The organism is Sinorhizobium sp. 7-81, from assembly GCF_030124405.1.
GTDB classification, from domain to species: domain Bacteria; phylum Pseudomonadota; class Alphaproteobacteria; order Rhizobiales; family Rhizobiaceae; genus Sinorhizobium; species Sinorhizobium psoraleae.
In genome coordinates this window covers 1,089,065-1,107,900 of sequence record NZ_JASKLT010000001.1, presented here as the reverse complement: position 1 = coordinate 1,107,900, position 18,836 = coordinate 1,089,065, and the positions used below count along the sequence as shown (strand labels likewise).

16 protein-coding genes are annotated in these 18,836 nt (G+C 62.6%); 11 read left to right on the top strand and 5 right to left on the bottom strand.

Going from position 1 to position 18,836, the window contains the following annotated elements; translation table 11 throughout:
• Window positions 1-16: 16 nt before the first annotated feature.
• The 3 genes from acs to QN224_RS05315 form a co-directional block, all read right to left on the bottom strand.
• A complete protein-coding gene (gene acs / locus QN224_RS05325) occupies window positions 17-1,966 on the bottom strand; it encodes an acetate--CoA ligase (protein ID WP_283975820.1) in 1,950 nt (649 codons plus the stop codon).
• An 85-nt stretch (window positions 1,967-2,051) separates the two neighbouring features.
• On the bottom strand, window positions 2,052-3,488 hold the full coding sequence (locus QN224_RS05320) for an aspartate ammonia-lyase (protein ID WP_283975819.1): 1,437 nt from the start codon (window positions 3,486-3,488) through the stop codon (window positions 2,052-2,054).
• Window positions 3,489-3,523: 35 nt separating this feature from the next.
• Entirely contained in the window at window positions 3,524-4,381 is an 858-nt protein-coding gene (locus tag QN224_RS05315; RefSeq protein ID WP_283976102.1) for a GNAT family N-acetyltransferase, read from the bottom strand.
• Window positions 4,382-4,660: 279 nt separating this feature from the next.
• On the opposite strand from QN224_RS05315, the gene QN224_RS05310 reads away from it, so the two are divergent.
• The 7 genes from QN224_RS05310 (at window position 4,661) to QN224_RS05280 (ending at window position 11,812) form a co-directional block, all read left to right on the top strand.
• Complete coding sequence (locus QN224_RS05310) at window positions 4,661-5,014, top strand: FAD-dependent oxidoreductase (RefSeq protein ID WP_283975818.1); 354 nt, start codon at window positions 4,661-4,663, stop codon at window positions 5,012-5,014.
• A gap of 8 nt (window positions 5,015-5,022) precedes the next feature.
• A complete protein-coding gene (gene argE / locus QN224_RS05305; RefSeq protein ID WP_283975817.1) occupies window positions 5,023-6,147 on the top strand; it encodes an acetylornithine deacetylase in 1,125 nt (374 codons plus the stop codon).
• Between the two features lie 23 nt (window positions 6,148-6,170).
• Window positions 6,171-7,094 (top strand): glyoxylate/hydroxypyruvate reductase A, encoded by a 924-nt coding sequence (locus QN224_RS05300; protein WP_283975816.1) that lies wholly within the window; start codon window positions 6,171-6,173, stop codon window positions 7,092-7,094.
• A 26-nt stretch (window positions 7,095-7,120) separates the two neighbouring features.
• Complete coding sequence (locus QN224_RS05295) at window positions 7,121-7,474, top strand: cupin domain-containing protein (RefSeq protein WP_283975815.1); 354 nt, start codon at window positions 7,121-7,123, stop codon at window positions 7,472-7,474.
• Window positions 7,475-7,823: 349 nt separating this feature from the next.
• Window positions 7,824-9,287: an aldehyde dehydrogenase family protein gene (locus QN224_RS05290; RefSeq protein ID WP_283975814.1), complete on the top strand. Its 1,464-nt coding sequence runs from the start codon at window positions 7,824-7,826 to the stop codon at window positions 9,285-9,287.
• Window positions 9,288-9,295: 8 nt separating this feature from the next.
• The gene (locus tag QN224_RS05285; RefSeq protein WP_283975813.1) at window positions 9,296-10,339 is read left to right on the top strand and encodes a tartrate dehydrogenase; all 1,044 of its coding nucleotides are present in this window, start codon (window positions 9,296-9,298) and stop codon (window positions 10,337-10,339) included.
• Between the two features lie 18 nt (window positions 10,340-10,357).
• Window positions 10,358-11,812 carry an NAD-dependent succinate-semialdehyde dehydrogenase gene (locus tag QN224_RS05280; protein ID WP_283975812.1) on the top strand — a complete coding sequence of 485 codons (1,455 nt, stop codon included), beginning with the start codon at window positions 10,358-10,360 and terminating at the stop codon, window positions 11,810-11,812.
• 316 nt (window positions 11,813-12,128) lie between these two features.
• Here QN224_RS05280 and QN224_RS05275 read toward each other — a convergent pair whose 3' ends face one another.
• Both QN224_RS05275 and QN224_RS05270 read right to left on the bottom strand, forming a co-directional pair.
• Window positions 12,129-13,403: an FAD-binding oxidoreductase gene (locus QN224_RS05275; RefSeq protein WP_283975811.1), complete on the bottom strand. Its 1,275-nt coding sequence runs from the start codon at window positions 13,401-13,403 to the stop codon at window positions 12,129-12,131.
• A 17-nt stretch (window positions 13,404-13,420) separates the two neighbouring features.
• Window positions 13,421-14,089: a haloacid dehalogenase type II gene (locus tag QN224_RS05270; protein WP_283975810.1), complete on the bottom strand. Its 669-nt coding sequence runs from the start codon at window positions 14,087-14,089 to the stop codon at window positions 13,421-13,423.
• A 317-nt stretch (window positions 14,090-14,406) separates the two neighbouring features.
• On the opposite strand from QN224_RS05270, the gene QN224_RS05265 reads away from it, so the two are divergent.
• The 4 genes from QN224_RS05265 to QN224_RS05250 all read left to right on the top strand — a co-directional run bounded on the left by QN224_RS05265 (window position 14,407) and on the right by QN224_RS05250 (window position 18,803).
• Window positions 14,407-15,243 carry a GNAT family N-acetyltransferase gene (locus QN224_RS05265; RefSeq protein WP_283975809.1) on the top strand — a complete coding sequence of 279 codons (837 nt, stop codon included), beginning with the start codon at window positions 14,407-14,409 and terminating at the stop codon, window positions 15,241-15,243.
• Window positions 15,244-15,256: 13 nt separating this feature from the next.
• A complete protein-coding gene (locus QN224_RS05260) occupies window positions 15,257-16,633 on the top strand; it encodes an aspartate aminotransferase family protein (protein WP_283975808.1) in 1,377 nt (458 codons plus the stop codon).
• A 243-nt stretch (window positions 16,634-16,876) separates the two neighbouring features.
• A complete protein-coding gene (locus tag QN224_RS05255) occupies window positions 16,877-17,122 on the top strand; it encodes a hypothetical protein (protein ID WP_283976101.1) in 246 nt (81 codons plus the stop codon).
• A gap of 70 nt (window positions 17,123-17,192) precedes the next feature.
• Window positions 17,193-18,803: an ABC transporter substrate-binding protein gene (locus QN224_RS05250; RefSeq protein ID WP_283975807.1), complete on the top strand. Its 1,611-nt coding sequence runs from the start codon at window positions 17,193-17,195 to the stop codon at window positions 18,801-18,803.
• The last annotated feature ends 33 nt before the right edge of the window (window positions 18,804-18,836 follow it).

Below are 18,836 nucleotides of genomic sequence, written 5' to 3'. Positions count from 1 at the left end.
AGTGCTTCTCCTGGCGCTATGATCGATTCTGGCGATTGGCGATCAGATCGTCGACCACCGCCGGATCGGCAAGCGTCGACGTATCGCCGAGCGAACCAAAGTCGTCCTCGGCGATCTTGCGGAGAATGCGGCGCATGATCTTGCCGGATCGCGTCTTCGGCAGGCCGGGCGCGAACTGGATCTTGTCGGGCGTGGCGATCGGTCCGATTTCCGAACGGACATGCTTGACGAGCGCCTGGCGAAGATCGTCGTTGCCGGTCTCGCCTGCCATCAACGAGACATAGCAGTAAATGCCCTGTCCCTTGATCGGGTGCGGATAGCCAACGACGGCGGCTTCCGAGACGAGATGGTGCGAGACGAGCGCCGACTCGACCTCGGCCGTGCCAAGGCGGTGGCCGGACACATTGAGCACGTCATCGACACGGCCGGTGATCCAGTAGTAGCCGTCCTCGTCCCGGCGGCAGCCGTCACCGGTGAAGTATTTCCCTTTATAGGACGAGAAATAGGTCTGAATGAAGCGGGCATGGTCGCCATAGACGGTGCGCATCTGCCCCGGCCAGCTATCGACGATGCAGAGATTGCCGTCTGCCGGGCCCTCGAGCACGTTACCCTCATTGTCGACGAGCTGCGGCTGGATGCCGAAGAACGGACGGGTCGCCGAGCCAGGCTTGAGATCGGTCGCGCCTGGCAGCGGCGTGATCAGGATGCCGCCGGTTTCCGTCTGCCACCAGGTATCGACGATGGGGGAGCGCTCCTCCCCGACGACACGATAGTACCACTCCCAGGCTTCCGGATTGATCGGCTCACCGACCGTGCCGAGCAGGCGGATCGAGGAGCGGGAGGAGCGCTTGACGAACTCGTCGCCGGCACCCATCAGCGCGCGGATCGCCGTCGGCGCCGTGTAGAAGATGTTGACCTTGTGCTTGTCGACGACCTCCCAGAAGCGGCCGGCATCCGGAAAATTCGGCACGCCTTCGAACATCAGCGTCGTGGCGGCGTTGGAGAGCGGCCCGTAGACGATATAGGAGTGGCCGGTCACCCAGCCCACGTCCGCCGTGCACCAGTAGATGTCGCCGTCGCGGTAGTCGAAGACATATTCATGCGTCATCGACGCATAGACAAGATAGCCGCCGGTCGTGTGCAGCACACCCTTCGGCTTGCCGGTCGAGCCTGAGGTATAGAGGATGAAGAGCGGGTCCTCCGCCTTCATCTTCACCGGCGGGCAATCCGGCTTCACCGTGGCGATTTCCTGGTGGTACCAGAAGTCGCGACCTGGTGCCCAAGGGACCTTGCCGCCGGTGCGGCGCACGACCAGGACCTTGTTGACCATGACATGCTGCTTGGCGGCGATATCGATCGCCCTTTCGGTGTTTTCCTTGAGCGGCACCGGCTTGCCGCCGCGCACACCCTCGTCGCAGGTGATGACGAAGGTGGACTCGCAGTCGACGATGCGGCCGGCAAGCGCGTCGGGCGAGAAACCACCAAAGACGACCGAATGAATCGCACCGATGCGTGCACAGGCGAGCATGGCATAGGCCGTCTCGGGGATCATCGGCATGTAGATGGTGACGCGGTCACCCTTCTTGACGCCGTGCTTCTTCAGCACGTTGGCGAGACGGCAGACCTGATCGTAGAGCTGGTTATAGGTGATCTTCTTGTCGATATAGGGGTTGTCCCCCTCCCAGATGATCGCGGTCTTCTCGCCATGTGTCTTCAGATGGCGATCGATACAGTTGTAGGAGACGTTGGTCAGTCCGTCCTCGAACCATTTTATCGGCACCCTGCCCTTGAAGGAGGTGTTCTTGACCTTGGTGTAGGGCTTGAACCAATCGATGCGCCTGCCGTGCTTGCCCCAGAACTTGTCCGGATCGGACACACTTTCCTCGTACCATTTCAGATAGGTCGCGTTGTCGAGCAGCGTCCGGCTCTTGGCGGGCTTGAGCACAGGATAAGAATTAGATGCCACGAAATACTCCTTGAATTGTGTTGTTCGCGGCGCGCTTGGTCACAGAAGGGAATGGGTGTGCCCCAACTGCCGCCGCTTAGGGTATTCAGGAAGAAAACTGGCCGCGGATCATGTTTTCCGGAAGAAGCAAATCGTTGAGTTCGCCGGCATTCAACAACCCCTCGTCCAAGACAACATCGGCAATGGGACGCCCCGATGTCTGCGCGAGCTTGGCAATACGTGTAGCGTTTTCGTAACCAATCCGCGGGTTAAGGGCCGTGACGATAGCGAGACTGTTTTGCACAAGCTCCCGACAATGTTGCCCATTTGCAGTGATGCCTTTGACGCATCGCTCTGTAAGCAACTCGATTGCGCGCCCGAGCATCGCCATGGACTGTAGGATGTCGAAAGCGATCACCGGTTCGAAAGCGTTCAGCTGTAGCTGCCCGGCCTCGGCAGCAAATGTCACGGTCAGGTCGTGCCCAATGACCTGATAGGCGACCTGATTCACCACCTCGGGAATTACCGGATTGACTTTACCCGGCATAATCGACGAACCCGGCTGCACGGCCGGTAGGCAAATTTCGCCCAGGCCGGCTCGGGGTCCGCTTGAAAGCAGGCGCAAGTCGCTGCAGATTTTCGACAGCTTTACGGCGATGCGCTTGAGTACGCTCGAGAAACTGACGAAAGCGCCGGCGTCAGACGTCGCTTCAATGAGATCGGGGCAAGGCACCAGCTTCTCGCCGCTAACGTCCGACAGCTCCGCGACCACTATTTCAGAATATCCGATAGGGCTGTTTATTCCCGTGCCGATCGCAGTGGCGCCCATGTTCACTTCGCGAAAAAGGTGTACAGCCTCATCGAGCCGGACAATATCCTCTGCGATCGTGGTGGCAAAGCCCGAGAATTCCTGACCGAGTGTCATTGGCACGGCGTCCTGAAGCTGGGTCCGCCCCATTTTTACGACATGCCGGAACTCGTCGCCCTTGGCCTGCATCGCGACGCGAAGTTCGTCCATCCGGCGCCCCAAGTCGCCATAGCTTCGCAGAATGCATAGGCGCACGGCCGTTGGGTAGACGTCATTCGTCGATTGGGAGAGGTTGACATGATTGTTCGGATGGAGGGCGGCGTATTTGCCCTTGCCATAGCCGAGTAGTTCGAGGGCGCGGTTGGCAATGACCTCGTTGGCGTTCATGTTGGTCGATGTGCCCGCGCCACCCTGGATCATGTCGACGACGAACTGGTCGTGCAGCTTTCCGGCGATGATCTCGTCGCAGGCAAATGAAATAGCCTGTTCATTTGCCTCGCTCAAAATGCCGAGCCTGCGATTGGTCCGGGCCGCGGCCTTCTTCACCATCGCCAACGCAGTCACGAGATGCGGAAATTGCGAAAGCGTAACACCGGTGATGTGGAAATTGTCTAAGGCACGCGCCGTCTGCACGCCGTAATAGACCTCTGCCGGCAAGGCGAAGTCCCCGAGCAAGTCTTGCTCTATACGTATGAACGAATCTTGACTCGGGTCGGCGAGCGGTTCGATCGCCATGGATATTCCTCCCTGATTACCGAGATTGACTTGTGTCAGCCGAGCGCATGCCCAACAAGAGCGTATGTTCTCGGCACGCGCGGCGCTTGGCGTCCCGGGCCAATAAGCCACGGGCGACCCCGCGACATAGTCGTGACGGTGTCGTAAACAGGAAGACCGCAATGGGCCAGGAAGTCGGAAAAGGCTCCGCCCTGCTCACGTGTGTCGAGGCGCAGGAACGATCCTGCATGTTTGGCCACGTGCGGGCGAACGACCGCGATCGCATCGGCGTCATTTGCTGCCACCACCGGCCCGATGACCCGGCCGCGCCCAAACCGCCGGCAGAGCGAAAAGCCTTCGATCTTACCGTCGCGGATCAGTCCAACGCTCTCGGAACATGCAAGCAATCGAGCGAGAAGCATCTTTCGGTCTGCGCCGAACGCCCCGCTGTCCAATTCAGCGATTGCCTGAAGATCTGTCGGCGCGAGCGCGCGGAGCACCGTACCGGACGAAGATTGCACATCGGGCGGGAGGGTCGATTCGCCCTGGCATTGGAAGACGAGCGCTTCTGTGCTGAAGTTCAGAGAACGATAGAGGCGCCGCGCGGCCCGAGTTGCGTTAAGCCCTAGGTTGCGTCCACCGACACGATCCAGAACATGGCCCATCAGCCATTTCGCGGCGCCGTTGGCCTGCAGGCGCGGTGTGGTTATGACCAAGCCAATCGTGGCAAAATGCGCACCGTAAGGAAACCACATCGCAGAGCCTTGTATGCGATCGATTTCATCAAGCGCCACGATGCCGTTGCCGACCTCTCGCGCGAACTGCCAATCCTCAGCGCGATGCGGCCAGCCGACAGCAATCGACAATGCGTGCAACTGCTCGAGATCTGCATTGTTGATATCGCCAATGCGCATCTCGAAGCTATCGACAACTCTCGATTTTCCGGCGACCACCCGCTTCCTCCCCGGACTTAAAATTCATGCCAAACGCACCGAAATGGCGTCGCATCTGATTCACGTCTGCCTCAAGATACGGCAGGGCGGCCGATAGAAATCGCTTGAGAGGCGGCCACATACACAACATTCATCCAAATCAACCCGCACATTCGGCACGTAAAGCCAGGGCGGGCTTCTAAAGTGGCCAGGCATGAAGCGAACCGGTAGTCGCTGCCGATTCTCCGCAGGAGCCCAGAGATGTTGCCTCCCGTCAGCCCCGTCGCAAGCGCCTCGAAAATCCCGCCCCGTGCAGATGTCGTCGTCATCGGCGGCGGCATGGCCGGCGTTGCCGCCGCCTACGAGCTCCCGCGCCGAGGCACACCAGTGGTGGTCATCGAACAGGGCGTCGTGTCGGGCGAGCAGTCGAGCGGCAATTGGGGCTGGTGTCGCCAGGACCGCGCTCGGCACGAATTGCCGCTCGCTCAGCTTGCGATCCGCATGTGGGCCGGCCTCAACGAGGAGATAGTGGAGGAAACCGGCGTTCGCCGCTCGGTCCTCGTCTACGGCTCCAACACCTACGGCACCGACCTCGGCAACCCGGGCATGCTGTGAGGACACCGATGCAGGCAGTCGAAATCCTCGAGAAGCTTGTTGGCTTCCCATCCGTCGTCGGCACGTGCAATGCCGACATTGTGGCCTGGATACGCGACTATCTGCACAGCCACGGCATCGCCGTCGCTGTGCTTCCCGGTCCTGAGGGTGACCGGTCGAATCTGTTTGCGACGATCGGTCCGAAGGAGGTGCCGGGCTACATCCTCTCAGGTCACATGGACGTCGTCCCCGCCACCGAGAGCGGCTGGACGAGCTATCCTTTTCGCCTGCGCGCCGAGGCGGGCCGGCTCTATGGTCGCGGCGCCACCGACATGAAGGGTTTCCTGGCCACCGTTCTTGCGGCGGTCCCGGGGCTCGCGGCCGCGCCGCTCCGCAGGCCTATCCATATTGCCTTCTCCTATGACGAGGAGGCCGGCTGTCGCGGCGTGCCGCACATGATCGCCCGCCTGCCGGAGCTCTGTGTGAGCCCGCTTGGTGCGATCATCGGCGAGCCGAGCGGCATGCGCGCGATCCGCGCGCACAAGGGCAAGGCCGCCGCTCGGCTGACGGTCAGGGGCCGCTCCGGCCATTCCTCAAGGCCCGACGAGGGGCTGAATGCGATCCATGGCATTACGGGCGTGCTTTCCCGTGCCGTCGCGGAAGCCGATCGGCTGACGCGCGGTCCCTTCGAGAACGTTTTCGAACCACCTTACTCCTCCCTCCAGACCGGAACGGTGAAGGGCGGCCAGGCGGTCAACATCATTCCCGACAGCTGCGAGGCCGAGTTTGAGGCGCGGGCCATTTCCGGCGTCGATCCGGCCGCGCTGCTCGCGCCCGTGCGCGAAGTGGCCGAAGGGCTTTCGGCGCGCGGCTTTCAGGTGGAGTGGCGGGAACTCAGCGCCTATCCGGCGCTTTCTCTGCCCACCGATGCGCCTCTCGCAAAACTTCTTGAGGATTTGACCGACCTCGAGCCTCTGCCCGCCGTCAGCTACGGCACCGAGGCGGGACTCTTTCAACGGGCGGGTATCGACGCGATCATCTGTGGTCCCGGCGAGATCGGCCGCGCCCACAAGCCGGACGAATTCATCCTCGCCGATGAACTCGTGGCCTGCCAAGCCATGGTCGAGGCGCTCGGCGAGCGCTGCCGCGCCTGAGAACCCAAGAAGGAGAAACCGCGATGACTTTCTTCTTCAACTCCGACGCGAAGCGCGGCGCGATCTTTGCCGAAGCCTTTTCGCGTGAACTGCCCGACATTCCCTTCTCGATGAACCCCGCGGGGGTTGAGCCAGATGAGGTCCGCTACCTGATCACCTGGACGGTTCCGGAAGATCTCGCGCGCTATCGCAACCTCGAAATCCTCTTCTCGATCGGCGCTGGCGTCGACCAGTTCCGTATCGACGCGGTGCCGCCGCATGTGAAGGTGGTGCGGATGGTCGAAGACGGCATCGTCCGGATGATGCAGGAATATGTGGCGCTCGGAGTACTCGCGCTCCATCGCCACCTACCGTCCTATCTCGACCAACAGCGGCGCCAGAACTGGCAGGCCATCGCGCCGATCCAGGCATCGGAACGCCGCATCGGCGTGCTCGGCCTCGGCATGCTCGGCATCGCGGTGCTCGAACGGTTGAAGGCCTTCGGCTTTCCGCTATCCGGCTGGAGCCGCAGTGCGCACGAACTCGAGGGTGTCAGATGCCTGCACGGTCCGGACGGTCTCGACAGTCTGTTGGGCTCCACCGACATTCTCATCTGTCTCCTGCCTTTGACCGAGGAGACGCGTGGCTTCCTCGATGCTGCGCTTTTCGCTAAGCTCCCGACCGCGGCGGGGCTCGTTCATGTCGGCCGCGGTCCGCAACTTGATCACCAGGCACTTCTTGAGGCACTCGACACCGGCCATCTCTCCGGCGCCGTCATCGACGTCACCGACCCCGAGCCGCTGCAGGCAGGACATCCCTTCTGGCGCCATCCGAAAATTCTGCTGACGCCACACATCGCGAGCGTCACCCAGCCGGCAAGCGCCGCCGAAGCCGTGATCGAAAACATCAAACGTCACCGGGCCGGGCTCGATCCGATCGGCCTCATCGATCGCAGACGCGGCTACTAAGTTCTCAATCCCAGGAAAGGAAAGCCATGCCCCTGTTGAAGACGATCGACACCAGCCCCTCCTTCGCGCCGCGCAAATCCGGTCCGCCCCCGGAGCGGCTGATCTCCGGCAACCCGTCCTTCAAGAGCTGGGCGCAGGACGTCGCCCGCGGGGAGATGATCCATACCGGCGTCTGGGAAGCGACCCCCGGCGAGACGCGCTCGATCAAGGGCGAGACCTTCGAGTTCTGCCATATCCTTTCGGGTGTTGTCGAGCTCACGCCGGAAAGCGGCGAGCCGGTCGCCTACAAGGCCGGTGACAGCTTCGTCATGAAGCCAGGCTTCGTCGGTGTTTGGAAGACGATCGAAACGGTGCGCAAGATCTACGTGACGGTCATGTAGTGCTCGCCGCGCGATGCGATCGGGGCGCTTGAGACAGGCCTATCCGCCACGGATCGCGCTCGGACTGGTTTCGGCGGAAACTTGCCGGCAAACCGGCATCCTCGCCACCACGGCACGCTCGCGGCTTTCTGGCGTGTCGTCGCTGCTCCAGACTGGCAATCGCTTTCTCGTGCCCCAGTCAGATTGCCGGTGCATCGCCGATACGTCACCGACCGGCCCATCTCAACCTCCGAAGATTTCGCTGTTCCGTCACCGAAAACGTAATTTTCGGCCGTCGCCGCATCGCCACTCGATGCATGCTGCTCGCGTTCTTCCGGTAGCCTCGCATGAGCTTATCCGAGGACCCGATATGACTCTCAGCTTTGACCCCGACACTCTTCCCCTGCCCGTCGGGCACTTCATCGGCGACCAGCTGCTTCCGGCCGAAGGCGTCATCGACATCCATCGGCCATCCGACGGCAAGGCCTACGCGGGATGCCCGCTCGCCGACGAAGCCCTCGTCGACCGCGCAGTCGAGACCGCCCAGCAGGCGCTAAAGGCAAGCAACTGGGGCGGCGTGCGGCCGCGTGAGCGCACCGTCGCGCTGCAGCGCTGGGCGGACCTGATCGAAAGCGAGGCAGAGACCCTCGCCAAACTCGAAGCGCTTTCGTCGACCCGGCCTGTCGGTCATCTGGTCGCCGGCGATATCGCCGTCAGCGCCGAGCAGATCCGATTCTTTGCCGAATTCGCCGACAAGGAAGGAAGCGACCTCGTGCCGACCGACGACGGTAGTCTCGGCATGGTCATGACCGAGCCCTATGGCGTCGTCGCCGCCATCACCCCGTGGAATTTTCCCGTTTCGATGGCCGCCTGGAAGCTCGGCCCCGCGCTTGCCGCCGGAAATGCAGTTGTCCTGAAGCCATCGGAAATGACGCCGTTTTCGACAGTCTACCTCGCCGAGCTCGCGATCCGCGCCGGCCTGCCGGCCGGTCTCGTTAATATCGTGCTGGGCAATGGTCCGGTGACCGGCACTGCCCTCACCGGCCATCCGGACATCGCCAAGGTGAGCTTCACCGGCTCGACTGGCGCCGGTTCGGCCATCATGGCCAATATCGCCCGCACCGGCGTCAAGCCGATGACGCTGGAACTCGGCGGAAAGAGTCCTCAACTCGTCTTCGCCGACGCGGACCTCGACAAGGCTGCCGCCGCGATCGCACAAAGCATCCTCTCCAATGCCGGCCAGGCCTGTATCGCCGGCTCGCGGCTGATCGTCGAAGAAAGCATAGCCGCCCCGCTCACCGAGGCGATCGTCAGACGCATGAGGGTGGCAAAGGCCGGGCCGACTTGGGACGAGGCGACCGACTACTCGCCCATTATCTCCAATCGCCAATTGAACCGCATCCACGGCATCGTCGAGGCGGCCGTCTCGGTAGGCGGCGAATGTCTGTTTGGAGGCGGCCAAATGGATGCGCCAGGCTATTTCTACCAGCCGACGCTGATCGCCGTCCGTGACGGCTCCTCGCCGGCAATCACCGAGGAGATCTTCGGACCGGTCCTAACCCTGCAGACCTTTGCCGACGAGGAGGAGGCCCTGGCGCTTGCCGACCACCCGACCTACGGCCTTGCCGCCGGTCTCTTCACTCGCGACCTGTCGCGCGCGCTGCGGCTAACGCGACTGCTGCAGGCCGGCACAGTCTGGGTCAACCGCTATAGCCGCTCGCGCGACCACATCCTGCCGACCGGCGGCTACAAACGCTCGGGCATCGGCAAGGATCTCGGCCGCGAGGCATACCAGGCCAACCGCAAGAGCAAGAGCGTTCTCATCAGCCTCTAGGAGCTTTCATGAAATCCTATTCGATCGCACTCATCCCCGGCGACGGCATTGGCCAGGACGTAACGGATGCAGCCTGGCAGGTTCTTTCGACCGTTGCCGGGCATTCCGGCTTCTCGCTCACCGGCACGCCCTTTCCCTGGTCCTGCGCCTTTTTCAAGGAGACCGGCGCGATGATGCCGACGGATGGCATCGAAATCTTGCGCCGCTTCGATGCGATCCTTCTCGGCGCCGTCGGCTGGCACGCCGAGGTGCCGGATTCCGTCTCACTGCATGGCCTGCTCCTGCCGATCCGCAAGGCCTTCGTGCAATATGCCAATATCCGGCCGCACCGGCTGCTGCCGGGAGTACAAGGTCCGTTGAAGGCGGAAAATTTCGACATCCTCTGCATCCGCGAGAATACCGAGGGCGAATATTCCGGTGCCGGCGGCCGCGTGCATCAGGGAACAGGCGATGAAGTCGCGGTCGAGACCTCGATCTTCACCCGCACGGGCGTCGAACGGATCCTGCGCTTCGGCTTCGAACAGGCGCGACAACGCCGCGGCAAGCTCGCTTCGGTGACCAAATCCAACGCCCAGAAATACTCCATGGTGTTCTGGGATGAGATGACGCGACAGCTCGCCGCCGAATACGCGGATGTCGAGGTGACGAGTTATCACATCGACGCCATGGCCGCGCGCATGGTGATGACCCCCGAAAGCCTCGACGTCGTCGTCGCCTCGAACCTTTTCGGCGACATCCTCACCGATCTCGGCGCCGCCATTCAGGGCGGTCTCGGCTTTGCGGCTTCCGCCAACATCAACCCTGATCGAAGCGCCCCGTCGATGTTCGAGCCGGTACACGGCTCCGCACCCGACATCGCTCATCTCGGGATCGCCAACCCCATCGCCGCCATCTGGTCCGGCGCCATGATGCTCGAGCATCTCGGGGAAAGAGAGGCAGGGCGGAGGGTCATGGAGGCGCTCGAAAGAACGACTACCCGCGGCATCGGCACGGTGCCGGGAAAAGACAGAACCGAAACCATTACCGCGGCGGTTGTCGCCGCGCTCGACTGATTCCAGGAGGGAGAGCACATGAAATTGAAGGACAACGAACTTTTCCAGCAATCCGGGCTGATCGGCGGTGAGTGGATCGGCGCGGCATCAGGCGACGTCGTCGAGGTCATAGATCCGGCCAGCCAGGCCGTCCTCGGTACCGTGCCGGACATGGGAACGGCCGAGACCCGGGCGGCGATCGACGTTGCCAGTGCCGCTTTCGGGCCCTGGAAGAAAAAGACGCACGCTGAACGCGCCGCGCTACTGGAGCACTGGCACGCGCTGATGATCGAAAATCTCGAGGATTTGGCACTGCTGCTGACGATGGAGCAGGGCAAGCCGCTCGACGAGGCACGCGGCGAGATCCGCTACGGCGCTTCCTTCGTCAAATGGTTCGCGGAAGAGGCCCGCCGCATCGGCGGCCACACCATCCCCTCGCCGACCGCGGACCGCCGCATCGTCGTTTTGAAGGAAGCGGTCGGCGTCTGCGCCATCGTCACGCCGTGGAACTTCCCGAACGCGATGATCACCCGCAAGGTGGCACCTGCCCTCGCCGCCGGCTGCACCGTGGTCATCAAGCCCTCGGAGTTCACGCCGTTTTCGGCGCTCGCCCTCGGCGTGCTTGCCGAGCGCGCCGGCATTCCGGCCGGCGTCATCAATATCGTCACCGGCATGCCGGCTGCAATCGGCAACGAGTTCATGGCGAACGAGACGGTTCGCAAGATCTCCTTCACCGGTTCGACGCGCGTCGGGTCGCTGCTGATGCGGGGCGCCGCCGACAGCGTCAAACGGCTCTCCCTCGAACTCGGCGGCAATGCCCCCTTCATCGTCTTCGACGACGCCGATCTCGATCTCGCGGTCGAAGGCGCGATCGCTTCGAAGTTCCGCAATGGCGGTCAGACCTGCGTCTGCGCCAACCGCATTCTGGTGCAGGCCAGCGTCTATGATGCCTTCGCCGAGAAGCTCGGCGCCCGCGTCAATGCCATGAAGGTCGGCCCCGGCACGGAGCCCGGTATTGCGATCGGGCCGATGATCAACGCGGCGGCGATCGACAAGATCGACCGCCATGTGGAGGATGCTCTCGCCAAGGGCGCAAAAGTCGCGGCCCGAGGCACATCGCTGCCGGAGGGTGCGCAATACACCGCGCCCATCGTGCTGACCGGTGCGACCCCCGACATGCTGCTCGCGACCGAAGAGACCTTCGGCCCCGTTGCCCCGCTCTTCCGCTTCGAGACGGAAGAGGAGGCGATCGAGATTGCCAACGGCACCCCCTTCGGCCTCGCCGCCTATTTCTTCACGGAAAGCCTGAAACGCTCCTGGCGGGTTGGGGAAGCGCTCGAATTCGGCATGATCGGCCTCAACACCGGCGCGATCTCCACCGAAGTCGCTCCCTTCGGCGGCGTCAAGCAGTCCGGTCTCGGTCGCGAGGGCGCTCAGGCAGGGATCGAGGAATACCTCGAGATGAAGAGCTTTCACATCGGCGGGCTCGAGTAGCCCGCGGCGCATTGAATAACGCATCTGCCGAGGTCTATCAGGTGTCGGCAGATGACGATCTCGTCGGGCGGCCCCTCACCCCCCGCCCGCCATCCGTTTGTCTGTCGGCGCCTTCGAGGCGCGTTGCCTGTGCAGCAGGTAAAGCGAGGAACGGCCGCGGCATTCCGCACCAGCTTTTAAGAAGTGATCACTTCCTGTGGGCTTATCCGCCCAGGAAGCGTTGCGATCCAGGATGGGGCTTCTTCGCGAGGAAAGCGCTGGGAGCCTCGAGCATGCGCCGGGATAAGCGCACGCGCCTATGCTCCTGACAGCAAGCCTACTGAATCCTGTCCAGCATCTTGTAATACATGCCGACCAGCGGCAGGAACCAGGGCTTTCCGAAATGTCCAGGCACGGCCGGCCAGTCGAGGCCCTTCAGCGGATTTCGGTCGGGCCGGTCGAGAATGGCATCCGCCATGATCATGCCGAGATGCGTCGAAAGCTGCGCCCCATGGCCGGAATAGCCCATGGCATACCAGACCCCGTCATGATAGCCGGCGCGCGGGAAGCGGTCCTTGGTCATGTCGACGAGGCCACCCCAGCAATAGTCGATCTCGACATTGGCCAGTTGCGGGAAGATCTCGGCGAGGCTTGCCTTGAGAATTGCGCCGCTCTTCGCATCCGAGCGCTGGTCGGAGGTGGCCGAGAAGCGGGCGCGGCCGCCGAAGATCAGTCGGTTGTCCGGCGAGAGCCTGAAATAGTTGCCGATGTTCATCGACGTGACGCAGGTGCGGTTGCCAGGCATCGTCGCTGCGATCTCCGCTTCGGTCAGCGGCCGCGTGGCGATGATGAAGCTGCCGACCGCGATGATGCGACGGCGGAAAAAGCCGAAGGTCGAAGGCGTATAGGCACCGGTGGCGACAAGCACTGCATCCGCAGTGACGCTGCCCCGCGCTGTTCTCAGGTGATGACGGCTGCCCGCCTGTCGATGTTCTGTTACGGCTGCCTGCTCGAAGATGGTGGCGCCGTGGCGTTGGGCCGCTTCGGCGAGGCCGACGACGTAACGGCCCATATGCATCATAGCGCTCTTCTTCGAGAGCATGGCGCCGAAGAAAGGCGCGCCGACTTCCTGCTTCAAATCGTCTGCACTGAGAAGCGCGGTATCGGGGTCGACCTCCGCGTGCACGGCTTCGAAGTTGCGCGCGACAGCGTCAAAATGCTGCGGCTTGGAAGCGAGCTTCAGCTTTCCGGCGCGGCGGAAATTGCAATCGATCCCTTCCTCGGCGATCAGCGCCTCGAGCATGTCGATCGAGTCGTCGAAGGCCTTATAGAGCGCAATCGCCCGCTCCTTGCCGAGTTCCGCCTTTGCCGCCAGATAGCTGTGTGCGAGCCCGTTGTTCAAGTGGCCGCCATTGCGGCCGGAGGCGCCCCAGCCGACGTTCTCCGCCTCCAGCACGACGACCTTCGCACCCGCCTTGGCGAGCTGGCGGGCGGCGCCGAGGCCGGTGAAGCCGCCGCCGATCACTGCGACGTCGTGGTGGCCATTGACCGGACCCGAAGCGGCCCCGGCGAAGGCCGGGGCGGTGTCGTGCCAGTAGGACAGGAATTTCATGGCGGTGTGCCTTCTCTCTAAAGACCGACGACGCCCGGTAGGCCGGAGATGTCGGTGATCTCGACGTAGCCGTAATAGGGATTGGCCGGCTCGTGGCCGCGATTGACCCAGACCTTGTTCTTGATGCCGAGGTCATGCGCCGACATCAGGTCATAGCGGAAGGAGGACGAGCAGTGGAGAATGTCCTCCGGCCCGCAGCCGAGCATGTCGAGCATGTATTCGAACGCCTTGAACCGCGGCTTGTAAGCCTGTGCCTGTTCGGCGGTGTAGACGGCGTGGAAAGGAGCGCCCAGCTTTTCGACATTCGACATGATCTGCGAGTTCATCGCATTCGAGAGAATGACCAAAGGAATCTCCTTGGCGACCTTGGCGAGACCGGCAGGTACGTCGGGATGCGGACCCCAGGTCGGGACGCGCTCATAGACCATGCGCGACGCTTCCTCGCGGAATTTTATGCCATTGCGCTTGCAGGTCCGTTCGAGCGAATTGTGCACCACCTCCGCATAGGGCTTCCAGTCGCCGAGAACCTGGTCGAGGCGATAGGCAGCGAAATTCTTGATGAACTCCTCCATGCGCAACTCGTCGAGTTGTTCGCCGTAGAGGTCGCGCGCTGCTTCCGCCATCTGGAAGTTGGTCAGCGTGCCGTAGCAATCGAAGGTGATGTATTTCGGCCGGAAGGTCGACATGTGAACTATCCTTGAAAGAGCGGGACCAGGGTTTACGTGTAAGATCATAGGCGCCAGCTATTCCTCGGCTCACCTGATTTCGCGCCGATCGAAGCAGAATCTATCGTATCCAGAGTCGGCTTTGGCAGAAGGTTGCGAGCTTTGCCCGCCGCCCCTGCTCATTGCCGCCCACATTCCGCTTCCGCTCCTGCCTGCCAGCATAAGATGCGGCGGCCCGTGAGAGCAAAGCTATAAGATATCGCGTGGGACGCGGCCTTCAGACGATCTGCCCGCTGCCACTCCTTCAGACTTCAGGGCAGGAAATGAAGGACATTCCCATGCAGTCAAATCAGATCGACATCACCGCCTTCGGTCCAGAGCATCTGGAAGCCGCCGCCAGTCTCTCCCGGCAGGCCGGCTGGCCGCATCGCCTGGAGGATTGGCAGATGGCGCTCACCTTGAGCGAAGGCGTGGTGGCTATCGAGGATGCCCGAGTTGTCGGCACCGTGCTCGTCACGCCCTATAAGGCGGACTGCGCCATGATCAACATGGTGATCGTCGACGAGACGATGCGCGGCCGCGGTCTCGGCCGGACGCTCATGGATGCCGCGCTGCGGATCGCCGGCGACCGGCCGCTGCGGCTCGTGGCGACCGTCGAGGGATTGCCGCTCTATGAGAAACTTGGCTTTCGGGAGACCGGGCGCGTGCTGCAGCACCAGGGCGTGGTCGGCGACGTCGCCGTGCCGCCGGGGATCGAGGCCGCAACCGCTGCCGACATCGACGCTATCGCTGGACTTGACCGCCGCGCCTTCGGCGCGGACCGCGAAGGATTGGTCGCTTATCTCGCCAAGGCCGGCGAATTCGCCGTGCTTCGCCGCGGCGGCCACGTCTCCGGGTTTGCTGCGCTGCGCGCCTTTGGCCGCGGCGAGGTCATCGGTCCCGTTGTCGCCGCGGATCTCGACGACGCCAAGGCGCTCGTCGGCCATTTCATCGCCATGCGGCCGGGCCGTTTCTTGCGCGTCGACACCCCCGCGGACGCCGATCTTTCCGGCTGGCTTGCCGAACAGGGCCTCGCCCATGTCGGCGGCGGCATCGCCATGATGAAGCCGCCAATCCACCGCGCCGCCGAGCCCGCCGCCACCACCTTCGCCCTCGCCAACCAGGCGCTCGGCTGATCCGGAGATCGTCATGTACAGCAATTCCCTCATAGAACTCGACCGCGCCCACCTCATCCATCCGGTCGCCTCCTATCGCGGCCATGAAAAACTCGGCGTGCGCATCCTCGCCTCGGCCAAGGGCGCGACGGTCACCGACGCATCGGGCAAGCAACTGATCGATGGCTTCGCCGGTCTCTGGTGCGTCAATGCCGGCTACGGACATGAGAGCATCGTCGAGGCGGCGGCAAAGCAGATGCGCGAGCTGCCCTACGCGACGGCATATTTCGGCCTCGGTTCGGAACCTGCGATCCGCCTTGCCTCGGAACTGGCCGAACGCGCGCCGGGCGACCTCAACCACGTCTATTTCACCCTCGGAGGCTCCGACGCCATCGATAGTACGATCCGCTTTATCCGCTACTATTGGATTGCCCGGGGCGAGCCGCAGCGCGATCAATTCATCTCGGTCGAACAGGGCTATCACGGCTCCTCGACCGTCGGCGCCGGCCTGACCGCGCTGCCGGCCTTCCATGCGGGGTTTGGCATCCCGTTCGATTGGCAGCACAAGATCCCGTCGCATTATGCCTACCGCAATCCGGTGGGTGGGGACCCGCAGGCAATCATTGATGCATCGCTGGCGGCACTCCGTCGCAAGGTCGCGGAGATCGGCCCAGAGCGCGTCGCCGCCTTCTACGCCGAACCTGTCCAGGGCTCGGGCGGCGTGCTGGTGCCGCCCAGGGGCTGGATGAAGGCGATGCGCGAACTATGCCGCGAGCTCGGCATCCTCTTCGTTGCCGACGAGGTGATAACCGGCTTCGGCCGCACGGGCCCGCTCTTTGCTTCAACCGAGGACGAGATCGTCCCGGATTTCATCACCACGGCCAAGGGTCTCACCTCCGGCTATGTGCCGATGGGCGCGGTCTTCATGGCCGATCATGTTTACCAGACGATCGCGGACGGCGCCGGAGCTGCCGCCGTCGGTCACGGCTACACCTATTCGGCGCATCCGGTGAGCGCCGCTGTCGGCCTCGAGGTGTTGAAGCTCTACGAGAACGGTCTTCTGGACAACGGCGTGAAGGCCGGTGCTCGGCTGATGGAAGGTCTCGAAAGGCTGAGGGACCACCCGCTCGTCGGCGATGTGCGCGGCCGCGGCATGTTGGCGGCCGTCGAGCTCGTCGCCGACAAGGCAAAGAAGACGCCCTTGCCGGCGGCCGCGGAACCGGCCCGGCGCATTTTCGATCGCGCCTGGGAAAACGGTCTCGTTATCCGCGCCTTCGCCAATGGCGTGCTGGGCTACGCGCCGCCTCTCTGCTGTAGCGAAACGGAGATCGACGCGATTATCGAGCGCACCCGCCAAACACTGGATGAGACCCTGGAAGACCCGGATGTTCGCCGGGCTCTGAAGACCTGACGGATGACGGTACGCGATATATCGCGAAAGTGTCATATTCGGAATTTTGTGCCGCAGCAGAATGTCTTTTCGGACACTTCCGTGCGGCACAAGTGCCAAACTCAAGTCAAGGAAAAGGGTCGGATCTCAGCAAATGCGGGCCTTTTCACCAAGAGCGGAAAGATCATCCGCCGCCGGGAACAGAACAATCTTCTTCACGAAGCCGGCGCTCCCGAGCGAGCGCCCGAAAACTGGGGAATCGACGTGCGCAAGAGCCTTCCGGAATTCAAATACATGACCTTCGACGTCGTCGGCACGCTGATCGACTTCGAGACTGGCATCAAAGACTGCCTCGCCGAGATCGCCGCTGAGGCAGGTGTCGCGATCGCCGGCGAGCGTCGCCACGCACAGAAGGGCTATGGCAGCACGATCGAGCCGACCGAATTCACCGAGCCCGATTACCATTTCACCACCATGGCCGGTCTTGCCGATGCCGTCGCACGCAACTGACCAATTCACCGGATCGGGTCCAAGCCTACGCAAGAAGGGCAGCCCGCCAACAGACGAAAAGGGGAATGACATGAACGACAAGATCACCAATTGGACCAGATCCGACGACGCCATGGTCGAAAACGCCATCCGTCGCGGCGCCACCCGCCGCGAACTCCTGCAGATGATGCTCGCGGGCGGCGTCGCGATATCAGCAGGCGGTGTTATTCTCGGCCGGGCCTCTGACGCGCTGGCTGCAACGCCGGTCACCGGAGGGCAACTAAAGGTGGCGGGCTTCACATCTTCGACCGCGGACACGCTCGATCCGGCCAAAGCTTCAAATTCGACGGACTATTCACGTTGCTGCGCGGTTTATAACCGGCTCTCTAACCTCGACAAATCCGGCGCCACGCAGATGGAGCTAGCAGAAAGCATCGAAAGCGCCGATGCCAAGGTGTGGACGGTGAAGCTACGCAAGGGCATTAGCTTTCACGATGGGAAGCCGCTGACATCCGCAGACGTGATCTTCTCGCTGAAACGCCATCTGGATCCCAATGTCGGTTCCAAGGTCAACGCCATCGCGAAGCAGATGATCGGTTTCAAGTCGGTTGACGATCTCACGGTCGAAATCACGCTTGCCAATGCCAACGCAGATCTGCCGACAATTTTGGCGCTGCATCACTTCATGATCGTCGCCGACGGTACTGCCGACTTCTCCAAGGGGAACGGCACCGGACCTTTCGTCCTCGAAAGCTTCGAGCCGGGCGTGCGCTCGCTCATGCGGAGGAACGAAAACTACTGGAAGTCAAAAGGACCATTTGTTGACGCCTTTGAATTCTTCGCGATCAGCGACGATAGCTCGCGCGTGAATGCGTTGTTGTCGGGAGACACCCATGTCGCCGCCGCCATCAACCCCCGTTCGGAGCGCCTTGTCGGGAGCCAGCCAGGCTTCGTTCTCTCGAAATCGAGCGCCAACAGCTACACCAATCTCAACATGCGCCTTGACGCGGCCCCGGGTCAGAACAAGGACTTCGTGGCCGGTATGAAGCACTTGGTCAATCGCGAACAGATCCTAAGGGCGGCCCTACGCGGGCGCGGCGAAATCGGCAACGACCAGCCGGTCTTTCCGGGCAACGTCTACCGCAATGACGATCTCAAGCCGAAGCCGTACGATCCTGAAAAGGCGAAGTTCCATTTCGAGAAGGCCGGCGTTTTCGGCCAGTCGATCCCCGTGGTGGCTTCCGAGGCGGCCACCGGCTCGGTCGATATGGCGATGGTCATCCAGGCCGCCGCTGCCGAGATCGGCCTGAAGCTGGACGTCCAGCGCGTACCCTCGGACGGCTACTGGGACAATTACTGGCTGAAGGCGCCCATCCACTTCGGCAACATCAACTACCGGCCAACGCCTGACATCCTGTTCTCGTTGCTTTACGCCTCCGGGGCTCCCTGGAACGAGAGCCAGTACAAGTCGGACAAATTCGACAAGATGCTCGTCGAGGCGCGCGGCGCGCTCGATCAGGAGAAGCGCAAGGCGATCTACAACGAGATGCAGGTGATGGTCGCCGACAATGCCGGCACCATCATTCCGGCCTATCTGACGGGTGTCGACGCCATTACCGAGAAGCTCAAAGGCATGGAAACCAACCCGCTCGGAGGTATGATGGGTTATCGCATGGCCGAGCATGTGTGGTTCGAAGCCTGATTGAGCAACTGGGCTCGGGGGCTGCAGGTGCAA